The 16468-nt window shown below is 58.5% G+C and carries 15 protein-coding genes; 8 read left to right on the top strand and 7 right to left on the bottom strand.

Features of this window, described 5'->3' with window-relative positions; translation table 11 throughout:
* Nucleotides 1-12: 12 nt before the first annotated feature.
* Both hda and AU182_RS07625 read right to left on the bottom strand, forming a co-directional pair.
* Nucleotides 13-747, bottom strand: coding sequence for a DnaA regulatory inactivator Hda (gene hda, locus AU182_RS07630; RefSeq protein ID WP_066963186.1), 735 nt, complete (start codon nt 745-747; stop codon nt 13-15).
* A 5-nt stretch (nt 748-752) separates the two neighbouring features.
* Nucleotides 753-1850, bottom strand: coding sequence for a DUF2066 domain-containing protein (locus tag AU182_RS07625; protein WP_227718171.1), 1098 nt, complete (start codon nt 1848-1850; stop codon nt 753-755).
* Nucleotides 1851-2108: 258 nt separating this feature from the next.
* Here AU182_RS07625 and purM point away from each other — a divergent pair, with 258 nt between their 5' ends.
* From purM to AU182_RS07580, 8 genes are all read left to right on the top strand, one after another.
* Nucleotides 2109-3173 (top strand): phosphoribosylformylglycinamidine cyclo-ligase, encoded by a 1065-nt coding sequence (gene purM, locus AU182_RS07620; RefSeq protein WP_066963179.1) that lies wholly within the window; start codon nt 2109-2111, stop codon nt 3171-3173.
* 7 nt (nt 3174-3180) lie between these two features.
* Nucleotides 3181-3855, top strand: a complete 675-nt coding sequence (purN, locus tag AU182_RS07615) for a phosphoribosylglycinamide formyltransferase (protein ID WP_066963176.1) — start codon at nt 3181-3183, stop codon at nt 3853-3855.
* Nucleotides 3856-3916: 61 nt separating this feature from the next.
* Nucleotides 3917-4681 (top strand): DUF3108 domain-containing protein, encoded by a 765-nt coding sequence (locus AU182_RS07610; RefSeq protein ID WP_227718170.1) that lies wholly within the window; start codon nt 3917-3919, stop codon nt 4679-4681.
* Between the two features lie 228 nt (nt 4682-4909).
* Nucleotides 4910-6373 (top strand): OmpP1/FadL family transporter, encoded by a 1464-nt coding sequence (locus AU182_RS07605; RefSeq protein ID WP_066963173.1) that lies wholly within the window; start codon nt 4910-4912, stop codon nt 6371-6373.
* A gap of 730 nt (nt 6374-7103) precedes the next feature.
* Nucleotides 7104-8486 carry a CmpA/NrtA family ABC transporter substrate-binding protein gene (locus tag AU182_RS07595; protein ID WP_066963168.1) on the top strand — a complete coding sequence of 461 codons (1383 nt, stop codon included), beginning with the start codon at nt 7104-7106 and terminating at the stop codon, nt 8484-8486.
* A gap of 116 nt (nt 8487-8602) precedes the next feature.
* Nucleotides 8603-9595, top strand: coding sequence for an ABC transporter permease (locus AU182_RS07590; RefSeq protein WP_066963165.1), 993 nt, complete (start codon nt 8603-8605; stop codon nt 9593-9595).
* A gap of 48 nt (nt 9596-9643) precedes the next feature.
* Entirely contained in the window at nt 9644-10522 is an 879-nt protein-coding gene (locus AU182_RS07585; protein ID WP_066963162.1) for an ABC transporter ATP-binding protein, read from the top strand.
* Nucleotides 10523-10669: 147 nt separating this feature from the next.
* Nucleotides 10670-11893 (top strand): alginate export family protein, encoded by a 1224-nt coding sequence (locus tag AU182_RS07580; protein ID WP_066963159.1) that lies wholly within the window; start codon nt 10670-10672, stop codon nt 11891-11893.
* A gap of 127 nt (nt 11894-12020) precedes the next feature.
* Here the strand turns inward: AU182_RS07580 and AU182_RS07575 are convergent, their stop codons facing one another.
* The 5 genes from AU182_RS07575 to thiO are packed head-to-tail and all read right to left on the bottom strand — an operon-like array spanning nt 12021 to nt 16466.
* A complete protein-coding gene (locus AU182_RS07575) occupies nt 12021-12791 on the bottom strand; it encodes a HesA/MoeB/ThiF family protein (RefSeq protein ID WP_066963156.1) in 771 nt (256 codons plus the stop codon).
* 13 nt (nt 12792-12804) lie between these two features.
* Entirely contained in the window at nt 12805-14358 is a 1554-nt protein-coding gene (thiE, locus tag AU182_RS07570) for a thiamine phosphate synthase (protein ID WP_066963154.1), read from the bottom strand.
* The gene (locus AU182_RS07565; RefSeq protein ID WP_066963150.1) at nt 14355-15173 is read right to left on the bottom strand and encodes a thiazole synthase; all 819 of its coding nucleotides are present in this window, start codon (nt 15171-15173) and stop codon (nt 14355-14357) included. The genes thiE and AU182_RS07565 overlap by 4 nt, the downstream gene beginning before the upstream one ends.
* A 13-nt stretch (nt 15174-15186) precedes the next feature.
* Nucleotides 15187-15387, bottom strand: a complete 201-nt coding sequence (gene thiS / locus AU182_RS07560) for a sulfur carrier protein ThiS (protein WP_066963148.1) — start codon at nt 15385-15387, stop codon at nt 15187-15189.
* The gene (gene thiO, locus AU182_RS07555) at nt 15387-16466 is read right to left on the bottom strand and encodes a glycine oxidase ThiO (RefSeq protein WP_082859292.1); all 1080 of its coding nucleotides are present in this window, start codon (nt 16464-16466) and stop codon (nt 15387-15389) included. The genes thiS and thiO overlap by 1 nt, the downstream gene beginning before the upstream one ends.
* Between the last annotated feature and the right edge of the window lie 2 nt (nt 16467-16468).

Below are 16468 nucleotides of genomic sequence, written 5' to 3'. Positions count from 1 at the left end.
CCGGAGGCAGGTTCAGATATTCAGAACCTGTTTAACGAAGGGAATTGTAATTTTGCGCTGGGCCTGAAGAGACGCCCGGTCCAGCTGCTCCAGGCAGGCGAAGAGCGCGCGGGTGTCCCGCGGTGCCCGATGCAATATGTATTGGGCCACGTCTTCCGGCAAGTCGAAGCCCCGCAGGCGGCTGCGCTGGCGCAGCGCCGCCAGTTTGTCGGCATCACTCAACGGGTGTAATTGGAAGGTGAGGCCCCACTGCAAACGCGAGTGCAGGTCGGCGAGATCCAGCACGAGGCCGCGCGGAGACTTGCGCGCCCCGAGGATCAGCTGGCGACCGCCGTCGCGCAATCGGTTGTATAGATGAAACAGGGCGGTCTGCCAGTTTGCTCGCCCCTCGATCAGTTGCAGGTCGTCGATACAGACCAGGTCGAGAAACTCCAGCCCGTCGACGATCACCTCCGGCTCGGCCTCGATCAGCTCCGCCAACGGCAGATACTGAAAGCTGCGCCCTGCCGCCTCTGCTACCTGGCAAACCGCTTGCAGCAGGTGCGTTACCCCGCTGCCCGGTTCGCCCCACAGGTACACGGCCTGCTCGGGACTTTCACCACTGGCGAATGCGCGCAGCAGGCCTACCACCTGGCGGTTGCCATCGTCGGGGGACTGGAAAAAATTGGCAAAGGTGGCGTCATCGCGCAGAGACACCCCCAGCGAGAGCTGCTGCGGGACACCACCAGATTGACTGCTATCGGCCACGGGTATTACTGCCAGCTGTAGCGCAAGGGATTCTGGGCACTGCCCAGGGGCGCGCGATAACCGGTCAAATCCACCAGCCCCTCGTCGTTTGCCAGTTGCAAATTGCGGTTCAAAGCGAGCACATCCCGCAGGGATTCCAGCTGAGTGCTCGTGGTCAGCGCCAGCGTCAGGCGATCGCCATTGACCGACAGCACATCTGCGCTGCTGACCTGGGCCAACCCCTGCAAGTAACTGGTGGCCGCGGAGTAGTCCGCAAAACTGCGCACACCGGAAATTTCCACCAGTACCGCGCTGGTCACGCCGGTGTCGTCGGTGCGCACCGCATAGCGTTCTGCGAGGCGGTTCGCAGCCTCATTCACACCGCGCAGGGCCACTTCTTCCAGCGAGGTACCGCTGGCATCGAAAGCATAGCTGCGGCCACCGTGGATCAGCAGCCAGTTAGCCTGCCAGCGCTGCCCGGAAGTCTGCAGCAGGCGCCCCATCAGGGTCGCATCCGGACGATAACGCACGCCGGCGCGCTGTGCCGCGCTCTCGTCCTGTGCCCACAGGGCGCCGAGGGGCATATTGCGCTGGTCATTGAGATCCATTACCGGGAAGTCCAGTGGCAACCCGCGCTCCATGGCCAGCCCGTCGAGCAGACCGAACAGTTCCGGGTAGTCCTCCTGGCGCAAGGTGTCGCGGCCACCCTGCAGGGTATCCACCGCCATCCACACCAGAGTACCCGGGCGATTATTGGGCCACAGGGGCAATTGCAGCTGGTGCACCAGATCATTGACCGCCTGGGGGTCAAACGTCAGGCGCACATAGAGCTGGTTATCGACGGTGTCATAGCGGTAGCCCTGCACGTACTTCTGGGCCTGTTCCAGCACCGGTGCCAGCTTGGGGCTGCTGCCCACCGTCTGGTTTCCGGTCACCCGTACAAACACCCGCTCCAGGCCCCGGCTGGTGGCCGCAGCGCGGTCCGTGGTACCGCGGCTGGGCACCGCTTCATTCACTTCATACAGATCTGGCATTACCCGCGCCGACGCGGGCAGTGCCACAAACAGTGCCGCCAGCAACAGCGCGAAACAGACTAGCCCCCGGGGGTTCATGGTCAATGGCATTGGCTCGGTGTCCCCTTTACCTCTTTATAGGCGTATCAGATGCACGTCCCAGAACCGGTTTACGCCGGTGAAATGGCCTTCGCACAATCTGGCAAGGCCTGCTGGGTGGTGCGCTTACACGCCGAAGACAGGCCCCGGCGGTCAATTACCGGCTATTGTATCAGTGTCGGCTGTTTCTCCCAGCCTTCAGTTCGCACATTCAGGTAAATTTCTACTAGAATACGCGCCCTTCCAAACAGGCCCTTTACAGGTTGAACCATGAGTGACTCCAAGCCGAACTCCTCCAGCCCCTCTCTCAGCTACAAAGACGCCGGTGTCGATATCGACGCAGGCAACGCGCTGGTCGAGCGTATCAAGCACGTGGCCAAGCGCACCGCACGCCCGGAAGTGATGGGCGGTCTGGGCGGTTTTGGCGCTCTGTGTGAGCTGCCCACCGGTTATAAAGAGCCGGTTCTGGTGTCTGGCACCGACGGTGTGGGCACCAAGCTGCGTCTGGCCATGGACCTGGGCATCCACGACACCATCGGTATCGATCTGGTGGCCATGTGCGTGAATGACCTGGTTGTCGCCGGCGCCGAGCCGCTGTTCTTCCTGGATTACTACGCCACCGGCAAGCTGAATGTGGATATTGCGGCAGACGTGGTGGCCGGTATCGGCCGCGGTTGCGAGCTGGCGGGTGCCGCGCTGGTGGGCGGTGAGACCGCCGAAATGCCGGGTATGTACGAGGGTGACGACTACGATCTGGCCGGCTTCTGCGTGGGCGTGGTAGAGAAATCCGAGATCATCGACGGCTCCAAAGTGCAGGCCGGTGACAAACTGATTGCCCTGGGCTCCTCTGGCCCCCACTCCAATGGCTATTCCCTGATTCGCAAGGTGCTCGAGATCAGCGGTGCCGACCTGCAGAAGGACCTCGAAGGCAAAACCCTGGCCGAATCCCTGATGGCGCCCACCCGCATCTACGTCAAGAGCCTGTTGGCACTGATGAAGGAAGTCCAGGTCAACGCCCTGAGCCATATCACCGGCGGCGGCCTGCTGGAAAACCTGCCCCGCGTGCTCCCCGAGAGTGCCCGTGCGGTGATCGACACCAAGAGCTGGGCTCTGCCGCCCGTATTCCGCTGGCTGCAGGAAACCGGCAATATCGAAGGCCGCGAGATGTACCGCACCTTCAACTGTGGTGTTGGCATGGTGATCTGTGTACCCGCAGCCGATGCCGACAAGGCGGTCGCCAAGTTGCAAGAACTGGGCGAAGATGCCTTCATCCTCGGCAGCATCGAAGCGGCCACGAGCGCCGACGGCGAAGCGGTCGAGCTGGCGGGACTGTAATCCGACAATGTCTACCCAATCTTCACCCGCGCCCGCTGCGGCGCGGTGCCGCGTCGTGGTACTGATTTCCGGCAGTGGCACCAATCTGCAGGCATTCCTCGACGACGCCGCCAGTGGGGCGTGCGAGTACACGGTTGAGGCGGTCATCAGCAACAAAGCGGATGCCTACGGCCTCACCCGTGCGCGCAATGCCGGCGTTGCCACCGAGGTACTGAGCCACCGGGATTTCTCCGATCGCGAGCACTTCGACCAGGCGATGGTCAAGCGCATTGATAGCTACCAGCCGGATCTTGTGATCCTGGCAGGCTTTATGCGCATTCTCACTCCCGACTTCGTACGCCACTACAGCGGCCACCTGTTGAACATTCACCCCTCTCTGTTGCCCAAGTACCAGGGCCTGCACACGCACCAGCGTGCGCTGGACGCCGGAGACAGCGAACACGGTGCCACCGTGCACTTTGTCACCGAAGAACTGGATGGCGGCCCACCCGTATTGCAGGCCGCCGTGCCCATTGAAGCCGGTGACACCGCGGAAACCCTTGCACAGCGTGTTCAGGTGCAGGAACATAAAATGTATCCGCTGGTTGCCCGCTGGTTCGCCCAGGGGCGGCTGACAATGGACGGCGATCGCGTACTACTGGATGGCGAGCTACTGCCCCGCAGCGGCAAGCGCCTCGACTGACAGGCCGACTACACTTTCGGCCTGAATCCCACAATCAGAATTTCAGGCCGGAGGTGGACTCTTGACTCACAACGCACTGCGAAAGAAAGCGATTGGCAACACCCTGTTACTGTCGTTTCTCACCCTATTTTCCATTGCCCCCTTCAGCCAGGCTGAAACAGACCACGAAATCGCGCCCAAGGTACTCCTTCCCTTTTCCGCCACCTATGAAGCCAAGTTCAGTGGCTTCGCCGTAACCGCCGAACGCAAGCTCACAGGTTCGCCCGCCAGCTGGCGCCTGGATTTTTCGGCCCACTCGATGTTCGCAAAAATTGAAGAGTATTCCCGTTTTGCGCAGCAGGGTTTGCAGCTGATACCGCAACACTACGACTACCAGAAATCCGGCCTCGGCAAGGATCGGCATACCGCGTTGAGTTTTGAAGACAACGCCAGCCGTGTCGTCAATGTTTACGACAAGTCGCGCAGCATCGAAAAAGCGCCAGCGAATTTACAGGACAAGATCAGCTATCAACTGCAACTGGCGGTGGATGTCGCCAATCAGAAAACGCCGCTGAAATACCAGGTGGCCGACGGTCGTAAAATTCGCCAGTACGAATTCCGTGTCGCCGGCACAGAAAATATCAAAACGCCAATGGGTGTGATCGAAACCGTCAAGGTTGAACGTGTGCGCGAAGCTGGAGCAGAACGTGTCACCAATATCTGGTTTGCGCCAAAATGGAATTACGCTTTGGTAAAACTTTGGCAGCAAGAAGATAATGGCAAAAGCTACCAAATTACCCTGACAAAATTATCCATCGATGGCAAAGAAGTCCCCGCTGAAAATTAATTAGAAAAAATTTCTCTCATCTTCCAAAAAATTTACGACAACCCGTAGATTTTTCCGCTACAGGCCACTATAAAGTCGCCGCATTCTCCACGTGCGTAAAAATCGCACTGCTAGAATCAAGCTACTGGGAATTTGTTTGCTTGAAGCAAAAACTTTCTGGAAAAGCTTCTTCGCCAGTAAAGGGTCATTTTCCCGCTGGCATAATTTTCAGCAATTGAGTGGGACCTCATGACTATCAAATCTTTGCGTAAAGCCGCGCTGGCCACGGCTATCTGCGCCGTCACCGGCGGTACTTTCTCAAGCGGCGCCCTGGCAGCGGGCTTCGCGCTTCAAGAATCCAGCACATCGGGCCTGGGTCGTGCGTTCGCTGCGGAAAACGCCATCGGCGACAACGCGGCTATTCTCGCGCGTAACCCGGCAGGCTCTGCGCTGTTTAACGAAATGGCGTTTTCGGTCGGCGTTACCTACGTCAATCCGGAAATCGATGCCGCCGGCACAACGGACTATTATTCTCTCACCGCCGCCGGCCCGAACCTGGAAGCCTCGGTATTTGACAGGGCCGACGACTACGCCAGTAGCGCCTTTGTGCCCAATGCCTATTTTGCCATGCCGCTGGACGACTGCTGGTCTTTCGGCCTGGCGATGAACACCGACTACGGCCTGGAAACCGATTTCGATTCCGATTGGCCGGTCACCCATATTGCGGACCAGACCGAACTGCTATCGGTCAATATTGCACCGTCGGTGGCTTTCGACTGGAACAACCAGTTCAGTGTGGGCGTTTCCGTCAATTTCCTGTACGCGGACGCCACGCTGAAGAGCAAAGTACCGAATAACTTTGTCCTCGACCCGCTCGCGGAGCAAATCCTGGGTGGGCCGGCGTCCAATGCAAAACTTCTCGACGCCGAGGGTGACGACTGGGATGTGGGCTGGAGCATCGGCGCACTCTGGCGCAGCGTCGACGGACGCACGCATATTGGCGTTTCTTACCAGTCCGAGCTGGACCCGGAAATTGACGCAGACGTAGACTCAGACCTGCTGCGCTCTGCGACCACCGGCCTGCCGTTTAATAACGAGCGCGCTAACCTCACCCTGGACCTGCCCGACATTTTCGAGCTGGGTATCTACCACCGCTTCCACGATGAGTGGGGCGTTGCCTTCGGTGCAATGTGGACCGACTGGGATGATTTTGAGCGTCTGGAAGCCTTCTTCCCGGATCAGCGTGTCAATGGCAACCCGGTGCCGGACTACAACCCGCTGAAGATCAAGGAAGAGAACTTCAAGACCGGCTGGCGCTATAGTCTGGGTGTCGAATACTACCCCTGCGATGAAGTGACCTGGCGCGTAGGCTATGCCTACGACAATGGCGCAGCGCGCGATGGTTTTAACAATGACGCACTTGCGGAGTCACAGGCAGTAGGTTTCCTTCCCGACGGACTCCCGGTTACCTGGCGCACACTGTCCATTCCTGACGCCGACCGCCAGTGGGTGACCTTTGGCGGCACTTACAAGGTGAACAACCAGCTGAGTATCGACGGTGGCCTCGCGTACCTGTGGGGCGATGATGAACCTATTCAGGAATTCCAGGCCCTTCCGCTGGTACCGGGTGTTGGCCTTGGCACCTACTTCGATGGTGGCACCACCAACCTCGAAGCCTGGCTAATCGGCGCCTCCCTGAACTACAGCTTCTGATACGAAGCGGACAAAACCTGTCGTCATGCCGGGCCACAAGGCCCGGCATTTTTTTGCCTGCCAATCCCCACTCTTGCCAGCGTCCATTGCTACCAGTCCGAGCCTCTCCAGCGCCTTGCCTTGCGCTATCACACAGCCCCTAAGCGCTCACCATGCACCAAATTCATTCCGCCATGCCCGGTCTGTGCACCTATTTAGCCCCGGATTAGGCCCGGATAAAGCCCAGAAAAATTCAGTGACTGACGATCACACAAGCACCCGCAATCGCTGCGACCAGGCGAGACACACGCGATCAGATGGCCACCGACCGCGCACGGCCTCGCAAAAAATCTCAAAACAATACAAAGGCTTACGCCCTGAGGCAGCGACACGGCCCGCCTCAAGTCGGTTAAACCATACAAGCCACAAAACAATAAATCCCCCAACGTCCAAAACTTGGCACAAACCCTGCTAGATAAATGCCAGAGGAGATCGACAGGGAGTGGGGCCGACCACTTATACACCACCCCGATGAAATCACTGCGGCTCAACAGGGCACTGGATTTCTGTTGATCAAGCGGGCCATCCGCCGCCCGAGTAACAAGCAATCTGGCATCCAAATACAATGCCTACGAGCAGAGACGCTCACCGACCCTGCCCTTCCGGGCAGGCCATCGGTGAGCGTTTTTTTTTGCCAGATTTTCGAGCGAACACAACTGAAAACCTAAGAATGACCAGGAGCACAATCACCATGCAATGGAAAAAGCCCTTCAAGAAACTCGCCGCTTCGCTGGTACTGGCCGTAGGATTTTCCTCGGTCGCCGTGTCCTCCAGTGCAGAGGAACTCGGCTACCCGGAAAAAGAAGAGCTGACCTTCGGCTTTATCAAACTCACCGATATGGCGCCCATCGCCATCGCCTATGAAAAAGGCTTTTTTGAAGATGAGGGTCTCTACGTCACCATCGAAGCACAGGCGAACTGGAAAGTTCTGCTGGACGGCGTTATCGATGGCCGTCTCGATGGCGCGCACATGCTGGCGGGTCAGCCGATAGCCGCCACCATGGGCTTCGGCACCAAGGCCGATATCATCACCCCCTTTTCCATGGACCTGAACGGCAACGGTATCACCGTCTCCAATGCGATCTGGGAAGAAATGAAGCCGAACATTCCCAAGATGGATGACGGCCGCCCGGTGCACCCGATCAAGGCTGATGCGCTCAAACCCGTGGTGGAGAAATACAAGGCGGATGGCAAGCCCTTCAATATGGGCATGGTATTCCCGGTATCCACCCACAATTATGAGCTGCGTTACTGGCTGGCTGCCGGCGGTATCCACCCCGGTTACTACGCGCCGCACAAAGGCGACACCTCTGGCCAGATCGACGCCGATGCACTCCTCTCGGTAACCCCGCCGCCGCAAATGCCAGCCACTCTGGAGGCAGGCACTATCTACGGATACTGTGTGGGTGAACCCTGGAACCAGCAAGCCGTATTCAAAGGCATTGGCGTACCCGTCGTTACCGACTATGAGATCTGGAAAGACAACCCAGAGAAGGTATTTGGTATCACCAAGGAATTCGCCGAAAAGTACCCCAACACCACCGTACGGATTACCCGCGCCCTGATTCGCGCCGCCATGTGGCTGGATGAGAACAACAACGCGAATCGCCCGGAAGCCGTAAAGATCCTGTCACAGTCCAACTACGTGGGTGCGGACTACGATGTCATCGCCAACAGCATGACCGGAACCTTTGAATACGAGAAGGGTGACAAGCGCGAAGTGCCCGACTTCAACGTCTTCTTCCGCTACAACGCCACCTACCCCTACTACTCTGATGCCATCTGGTACCTCACCCAGATGCGTCGCTGGGGCCAGATCTCTGAAGACAAGCCGGACGAGTGGTACAAGGAGCTGGCAGCCAAGGTCTACCGCCCGGATATTTACCAGGCCGCCGCCAATTCCCTGATCGCAGAAAAACTGGCCACTGCCGAGCAATTCCCAGACTTCACCAGCGAAGATGGCTTCCGCAACCCGCAGACCCATTTTATCGACGGCATTGTCTACAACGGCCAGAAGCCCAATGAATATATCGAGAAGTTCGCCATTGGCCTGAAATCCGGACAGAAACTCTAACCGTCCCAGTGCGAACCGGGTTGGCAGGCTAACCCGGTTCGGCACTAAAGAAACTGTTCAACACCTACTTGAATATGCAACGAATGCACTTAATCCGCGTGCCGAGGTAACAGAAGATGAACACTACTACTGTGAACACCGGAAAGTTTTACGGTTTCAGGTTGCCACAGCCAAGCAGACTGTGGCTGAGCAATGTCACTCGCCTGGTGGCTCTGCCCCTGATTGGTATTTTAGTTTTCCTGCTTCTGTGGTCTTTCACCGCTCAGAAAATCGATACCTCTCTGGGTAAGTTCCCCGGCCCCGCGGCGGTGATGGAGCAATTTGAGGCACTCTATGATGAGCACCAGCGATCACGAGAAAAAGAGCAGGCGTTTTACGAACGCCAGGAAAAACGCAACGCAGAACGCGTCGCCAAGGATCCGAATTATACGCCGAAGATTCGCGCCTATACCGGCAAGGAAACCTTTCTTGACCAGATCATAACCAGTCTGGTGACGGTGATGAGCGGATTCCTGCTGGCCGTTGCCATCGCCATCCCGCTGGGTATTGCCATCGGCCTGAGTAAAACCCTGAACAGTGCCATCAACCCGATTATCCAGATCTTCAAGCCGGTATCGCCGCTGGCGTGGCTGCCGCTGGTGACCATGGTCGTGTCCGCGCTGTATACCTCGCCGGACCCTGTTGTGGCCAAGTCATTCCTGAACTCACTGATCACCGTCACCTTGTGCTGTATCTGGCCCATGGTGATCAACACCGCGGTGGGCGTAGCCGGCATCGACAATGACCTGGTAAATGTCAGTAAGGTACTGCGCCTGCCCGCACTGCGCCATGTTCAGAAAATTGTATTGCCCGCATCCGTGCCAATGATTTTTACCGGTATGCGCCTGTCCCTGGGTGTGGCCTGGATGGTACTGATCGCCGCAGAAATGCTCGCACAGAACCCGGGACTCGGAAAATTTGTCTGGGACGAATTCCAGAATGGCAGTTCCGACTCTCTCGCGCGCATCATGACGGCCGTTCTGGTGATCGGGTTTATTGGCTTCCTTCTGGATCGCGGCATGTTGGCCCTGCAGAAACTGGTTTCCTGGGACAACTCGGCCAGTCAGTAAGCCACGCCGAAAAGATACGAAACGAATAATTTGACGGAGAATGAACCGATGAGCGTACTTCTCGACATCAGTCACATCGACATGGAATTCCCGACCCCCAAGGGCCCTTTTACAGCCCTGCGGGATGTCGACCTGAAAATCGCCCAGGGCGAATTTGTCTCCCTGATTGGCCACTCCGGCTGCGGCAAGTCCACCGTACTGAACGTGGTTGCCGGACTCTACCAGGCGACCCGCGGCGGCGTGATTTTGAGCGGCAAGGAAGTGACTGAACCAGGCCCGGAACGCGCCGTGGTCTTCCAGAATCATTCCCTGCTGCCCTGGCTCACCGCGTACGAAAATGTCGAGCTGGCAGTTAAGCAGGTATTCGGTCGCAGCAAATCCAAAGCGGAGAGACGCCAGTGGATCGAGCACAACCTGGAACTGGTGCATATGAGCCACGCCATGCACAAGCGCCCCGGGGAAATTAGCGGTGGTATGAAACAGCGCGTCGGGATCGCACGCGCACTCGCCATGCAACCCAAGGTCCTGCTGATGGATGAACCCTTCGGCGCGCTGGATGCGCTCACCCGCGCACACATGCAGGATTCACTAATGGAAATCCAGGCGGAACTGAACAACACCGTAATCATGATCACCCACGACGTGGACGAGGCGGTACTGCTCTCCGATCGCATTGTGATGATGACCAACGGCCCCGCCGCAACCATTGGCGAAATCCTGAGTGTCGACCTCGAGCGCCCGCGCCACCGCCTGGAACTGGCGGACGACCCGCTCTACAACCAGTATCGCGCCAAGGTGCTGAAGTTCCTGCACGAGCGCCACAGCAAGCCGGATGTTCCGGCACGCAAGGCAACCCCGAGCAAGGTCGATGCACCAGCGGCGGCCGCCCACAGTGCGCAGGAAGAAACCGTCGATAACGCGGCCTGATTTCATCTCTGCGCAATTCCGACCCTGATGCTGTATCCGACCGACACCACTTGCCGGTGTCGGACGGTGATCCCTGTGCCGAAATTACATAAGTCCGGCCACAGGAACACGACAATTTTCAACGACTCCATTTAGCAGGAAAGCAAAATGAAAAACCAGAAACTGACCTCCCAAGCCCTCGTATCCAAGAGCCTGTTGGCCATTGCCGTCGGTGCCGTGATTTCCACGCCCGTGTTCGCTCAGGAAATGACTGAGCAGCAGGCGCCCACCGTAACCAGTATCGCCGATGCACTGGCACAGGGCGACGTCACCCTCGGCTTCCGCGCCCGCACCGAATTGGTGGATGTGGATGGCAACGATGTAGACCTGACCAGCGTTAAGACCCGCCTCACCTTCTCATCGGCTGCCTACGAGGGCTTCAGCACCCTGATCGAAATGGATGACGTGACCCATGTCAGCGATTTCGAGGGCGGTGTCGGCGACCCGGAAGGCACCGAGGTAAATCAGGCCTACCTGGCCTACGCCACCGGCGCGACCACCTTCAAGTACGGCCGCCAGCGCATCCTTCTGGACAATCAGCGCTTTGTAGGCGGTGTGGGTTTCCGCCAGAACGAACAGACCTATGACGCCTTCAGCGTAACCAATACCAGCCTCGCCGATACCACCCTGTTCCTGGCACACGTCGACAACGTCAATCGTATCTTTGGTGAGGCCAGCCCCCTAGGTGACCACGAAAGCGATACCTACCTGTTAAACGGCAAGTACACTGGCTTCTCCGCTGGCACCCTGAGCGGCTACGCCTACCTGATCGACAACGAAGATGCCGCAGCATTCTCCACCGATACCTACGGCGTGCGTTTTGCGGGCAGTCAGGCAGCGCTGGGCTATGCACTGGAATATGCCACCCAGTCCGCAGCGGCCAATAACCCAGCAGATTACGATGCGGACTATGTACTGGCGGAAGGTACTTACAAACTGGGGGCGGTGACGGTTGCCGCAGGCTATGAGCTGCTGGGGGCGGATGGGGCAAATGGGCAGTTCATCACCCCCCTGGCCACCCTGCACAAGTTCCAGGGGTGGAGCGATAAGTTCCTCGGGGGTGGTACCGGCAATATCAGCGGCGGTATCGAAGATGTTTACCTGACGGTCGGTACCAGTGTGGGCGGCGTCAAGTTTGCGCTCAACTACCACCAGCTCAGCTCTGATGACAGCGACGTTTCTGGAATGGACACGCTTGGCAGTGAAGCTGGCTTTCTGGTGGCGGGCAAGCTCGCGGGAGTCAATCTCAGCATGAAATACAGCAATTACACCGCGGATGATTTCAGCGTGGACACCAATAAACTCTGGCTCACCGCAGCCGCGCAGTTCTGATTCCACCCGCACGATATTCAGAAAGAGACCAGCCCATTCATTGCATCAACCCCGGCCGCAAGGCCGGGAATTCTCCCCGCCGGCTGTTATGCTCTGCAATGCACCAGTGAAGCCAGCCTGCTGGACGCTACTCCTGAGCGCATACCGGGCAATCGCCATTGACCGGCAACGCCAGCGCGCGCCACTCCAGGCGGTCGGCTTCAAACAGTTGCAATCGATTGTGACTGGAAAGTGGCAGGCCCACTAAAAGTTTGATCGCCTCCAGAGCCTGGGCACTGCCCATCATGCCAAGCGCCGGCCCGATCACGCCCACGGTGGAACAGTTCTCCACTTCTGGCAGGTCGCTGTCCGGTTGCTGAGGTGGAAACAGACAAGCGTAGCAAGGGCCGCGTGCCTCACGAAAATCAAAGCTTACCAGCTGTCCGGAAAAGCCCCGCACTGACGCCATCACCACCGGCACCCCCGTCGCCCTGCAAACGCGGTTGATGACGTAACGGATTTCCAGGTTATCGGTGCAGTCCAGCACCAGGTCGATGCCCAGCGCAGGTAACTGCGCCTGCAGCCACGCCGCGTCCGCCATTTTGCTGTGGGCGTGAATCCGGATCTCAGGGTTGGCTGCGGTTAATTGCTGGGCGGCAACCTGGGCCTTTTCTTTATCCCGGTGGTTGGTTTTGTAGAGCACCTGACGTTGCAGATTGGAAATTTCCACCCGGTCGCCATCCACCAGATGCAGCTCGCCAATGCCTGCCGCTGCCAGGTACAACGCGGCGGGGCTTCCCAAACCGCCGAGCCCCACAATCATGACTTTTGCTCCGGCAAGTTTTTGCTGACCGGTTTCTCCGACCTGCGGCAGCATAATCTGGCGGCTGTAGCGCTGCAGCTGTTTACGGCTCAACATGACGGCACTCCGGTCAGGGGGACTCCAGTACAGCCTGCAATTGTGCCACAGCTGCGCGATAGTCGGGGGCTTCGGTAATTGCGGTCACTACTGCAATACTGCCCACGCCACTGGCGGCCACTACCGGCGCACGCCGCAGATTGATACCACCAATGGCCACCAACGGGTAGTCCGGCAGCAGCGCGGCCATACGCGCAAGCTTCTGTGGCCCCTGTAACTGGCCGCTCATATCCTTGGTACTGGTGGCATAGATAGCTCCGATGGCCAGGTAGCTCGGACGGAACTGGTAGGCATAGAGCAATTCAAAGAAGCCGTGGGTGCTGATGCCGAGCTTCAGGCCTGCCTGTTGAATCGCCTGCAAATTCGCCATCTGCAGATCTTCCTGACCGAGATGCACGCCATAAGCCCCGCTCTCGATTGCCAGTTGCCAGTGGTCATTGATAAACAGACGCAGGTGGTAGCGGCGGCCAATGGCCACTGCGCGCTCAATCTGTTCCCGCAGGTCAGTGTCCGGATGCTTGATACGCAGCTGCAGGGTGCGTACGCCTTCCTCTGCCAGCTTTTCAATCCAGTCCACGCTATCCACCACCGGGTAGAGGCCGAGCCGGGTCGAATCCGGCTGCGCAAACTCCGCAGCAAAATTGGCCGCCGCCGATTCGGTGAAGGTGCCAAACGGTTTTGCCCGCTCACTGCCGGTGAGTAACACTTCAGGGAAGTCCTTTAGCGCATCCGGCCAGCCGCAGTGCCCCACCGGGCCTGGGCCTGCGCCAATATGATCGCTATTGCCGAGGCGCAAACCGCGCCGTACATAGGCATTGGCCACAACACAGGCATCCTTGAGCGGATAGCCTAGGGCCAGCAATGCCGCTATCGCAGAGGACAAAGTACAGCCGGTACCGTGAGCGTTGCGGGTATCGACTCTTTTACCGATCAACCAGTCATCGCTTGCGCGCTCACCATGACCGGTACATAACAGGTCGGAGGTTGTACCCGGCTCGATCTCGAAGTGGCCCCCGGTAACCAGTAGTGCCGTATCGTGGTTGCTCCGTACGCTGCGCGCCGCCTTGAGTATGGTCTCGGCACTGTCAACGTGAGTCCGCGCCAGCCACGCCAGCTCAACGCTGTTGGGCGTAATCAGATTGCACAGGGGCAACAAGTCTGTCAGCACCGCAACGCCGGTACTGTCTTCGGTCAGCTGTGCGCCGCTGGTGGCCACGGCGACCGGATCGTAGACCACGGGAATACGATTACCAGCGGATTCCAGCGTGCGCAGAAAGTTTGCTACCAACCGCACCTGCCCGGCGTTTGCCAGCAGGCCGATTTTGATCGCTGCCGGCTTGAGATCGACGAGCAATGCGTCTAGTTGCGATTGCAGCACCTCATCGGAAACCGCATTAACGGCCGGCACCCCGAGGGTATTCTGTGCGGTGTTGGCGGTGATGACACTGCAACCGTGCACACCCAGGTCATGCATGGTGAGCAGGTCTGCCTGAATACCGGCACCACCACCGGAATCACTGCCGGCGATGGTCCAGACGATCGGCCGTTGCTGTTCTGTTGCGCTCATGCTTTTTCGCCTTCCTTGCTGGCGCTCACGGTCTGCTGCCAGAACGGCATATCCAGTGTGGGCGTGCTGGGGCTGGCGGTCTGGCGTTTGCGCATCAGGCCGGCATTCCGCGCGGCGCGTCCAGATTCCACCGCCAGTTTGAAGGACTCCGCCATCAGCACCGGGTTCTGGGCTCTGGCGATTGCCGTATTGAGCAACACTGCATCGAAGCCCATCTCCATGGCTTCACAGGCCTGGGACGGTGCACCGATACCGGCGTCGACAATCAGCGGGGTATCCGGCAGACGCTCACGCAGGGTCTGCAGGTTGTACTTGTTCATCAATCCGCGGCCGGTCCCGATGGGCGAGCCCCAGGGCATCAGTACTTCGCAACCCACGTCCAGCAGTTTGCGGCATACCACCAGATCATCGGTGCAGTATGGCAAAACCTTGAAGCCGCGCCCGACCAATTCCCGCGCGGCTTCCACCAGACCGTAGGGGTCGGGCTGCAAGTTGTAGTCATCGCCGATCACTTCAAGCTTGAGCCAGTCGGTGCGAAAAATTTCCCGGCTCATTTCCGCCAGTGCGATGACTTCTTTTGGGGTCTTGCAACCTGCGGTATTGGGAAGCAGCTGGCAACCGGACTCCTGAATATAATCCCAGATCATTTTTCCCTGCTGCTGTGCGGGACTCTGGCGACGCAGGGACAGGGTGATGATTTCCGCACCGGAGGCGGCGACGGACTCGCGCATAATCGCCGGCGACGGATAGAGCGCGGTGCCCACCAGCAGGCGACTGTCGAATTCCTTGTCGTAGAGTTTCAGTTTATCGTTCATGTCTTCTCTCCGCTCAGCCTCCTACCACCGGTGCCACGATATCCAGGCAGTCACCGGCACTCAGTAAAGTGTGCGGGTAATTCCCGCGCGGGACGAAATCACCGTTTAGCGCCACGGCGAAGGTTTCGCCGCGGTAGCCGAGCTGTTGCAGCAATTCCGACAATGATTTTTCATTCTCAATATGGGTTTCTTCGCCGTTGACCAGTAGTCGCATCAGGTCACCTGTTGTGTGGTTTGGGTTAATCGGGAAACTTCGATTTCAGCCTGTGCCACTAACGTCGGTGCCAGTAGATAGCCGTGGCGGAAAAGGCCGTTAATGCGCATCAGTCCGGGTTCACTCTCCACTGCCGGCAGGTTGTCCATGGTGGCTGGGCGGCAGTTGACGCGTGTTTCGATAACGCGCGCTTCGGCGAAGGCCGGATGGATCGAATAAAGCGCGCTGGAGAGTTCCATGGTGGAGCGGAGCGAAATTGGACTCAAATCTTCGCTTTCAATTTCAGTGGCGCCAATGACGGTCTGGTTGTTGGCTCTGGGCACGGCGTAGAGTTGGTACCGGGGGTGCAACAGGCGCACGGGGCGGTTGAGTTGCACTTCGGGGGTTTCTACCACCATGACTTCGCCACGGACACCGCGCAGTCCACTGATCTGCTTCTTGGCGCCTAGGCCGCGGGTGTCGATGACGAGATCAAACGACTCTGTGCCATGCGCGCTGTGTACTGTTCCGGGGGCGCACTCTGCCGGGGTGTTTTCGTGCAGCTGTACCCGGTTTTGCCTGAGTGCCTGCAACAGCACGGGGAGCAGCTTGCGATTGTCGATGTCGGCTTCGCTGGCGAGGAACAGGCCGTGATCGAAGCGTTCGAGTTCGGGTTCCAGATGTCGCAGGGAGTTATTGTCCAGCCATTGCAGTTGCTCGCGGTTTTCTGAGCCTAGCTTTGCGTCGAGTTCCTGTTGGAATTGCAGGAGTTCGTTGCGGTCTTGTGGGTGGGCGATAAGGATGCTGCCCTTCTCGCGGTAATCGACGTTGGTGCCGGTCACTTGTTCCAGTCGGCTTACCCAGCTTGGCCAGAGTTGCAGGCTTTGCATGCCCAGTTGGTAGATGGGAAGTGGACAGTGGAACAGTTCGGACAGAGGCGAGATCATTCCGGCGGCGGTATGGCAGGCGCCCGCAGGTTTTTCCAGGCTACCGGATTCGAACAGGGATACTTGCTGGCCTTTTTCAGACAAACGCCAGGCTAGAAGGCGGCCCATCAGGCCGGCTCCCGCTACTGCGATATTCAGTTTCCGCTCTGCCACGT

The organism is Microbulbifer sp. Q7 (genome assembly GCF_001639145.1).
Lineage (GTDB): Bacteria > Pseudomonadota > Gammaproteobacteria > Pseudomonadales > Cellvibrionaceae > Microbulbifer.
Note: the sequence above shows the minus strand (reverse complement) of the source record. Positions and strands in the feature narration are given on the sequence as shown.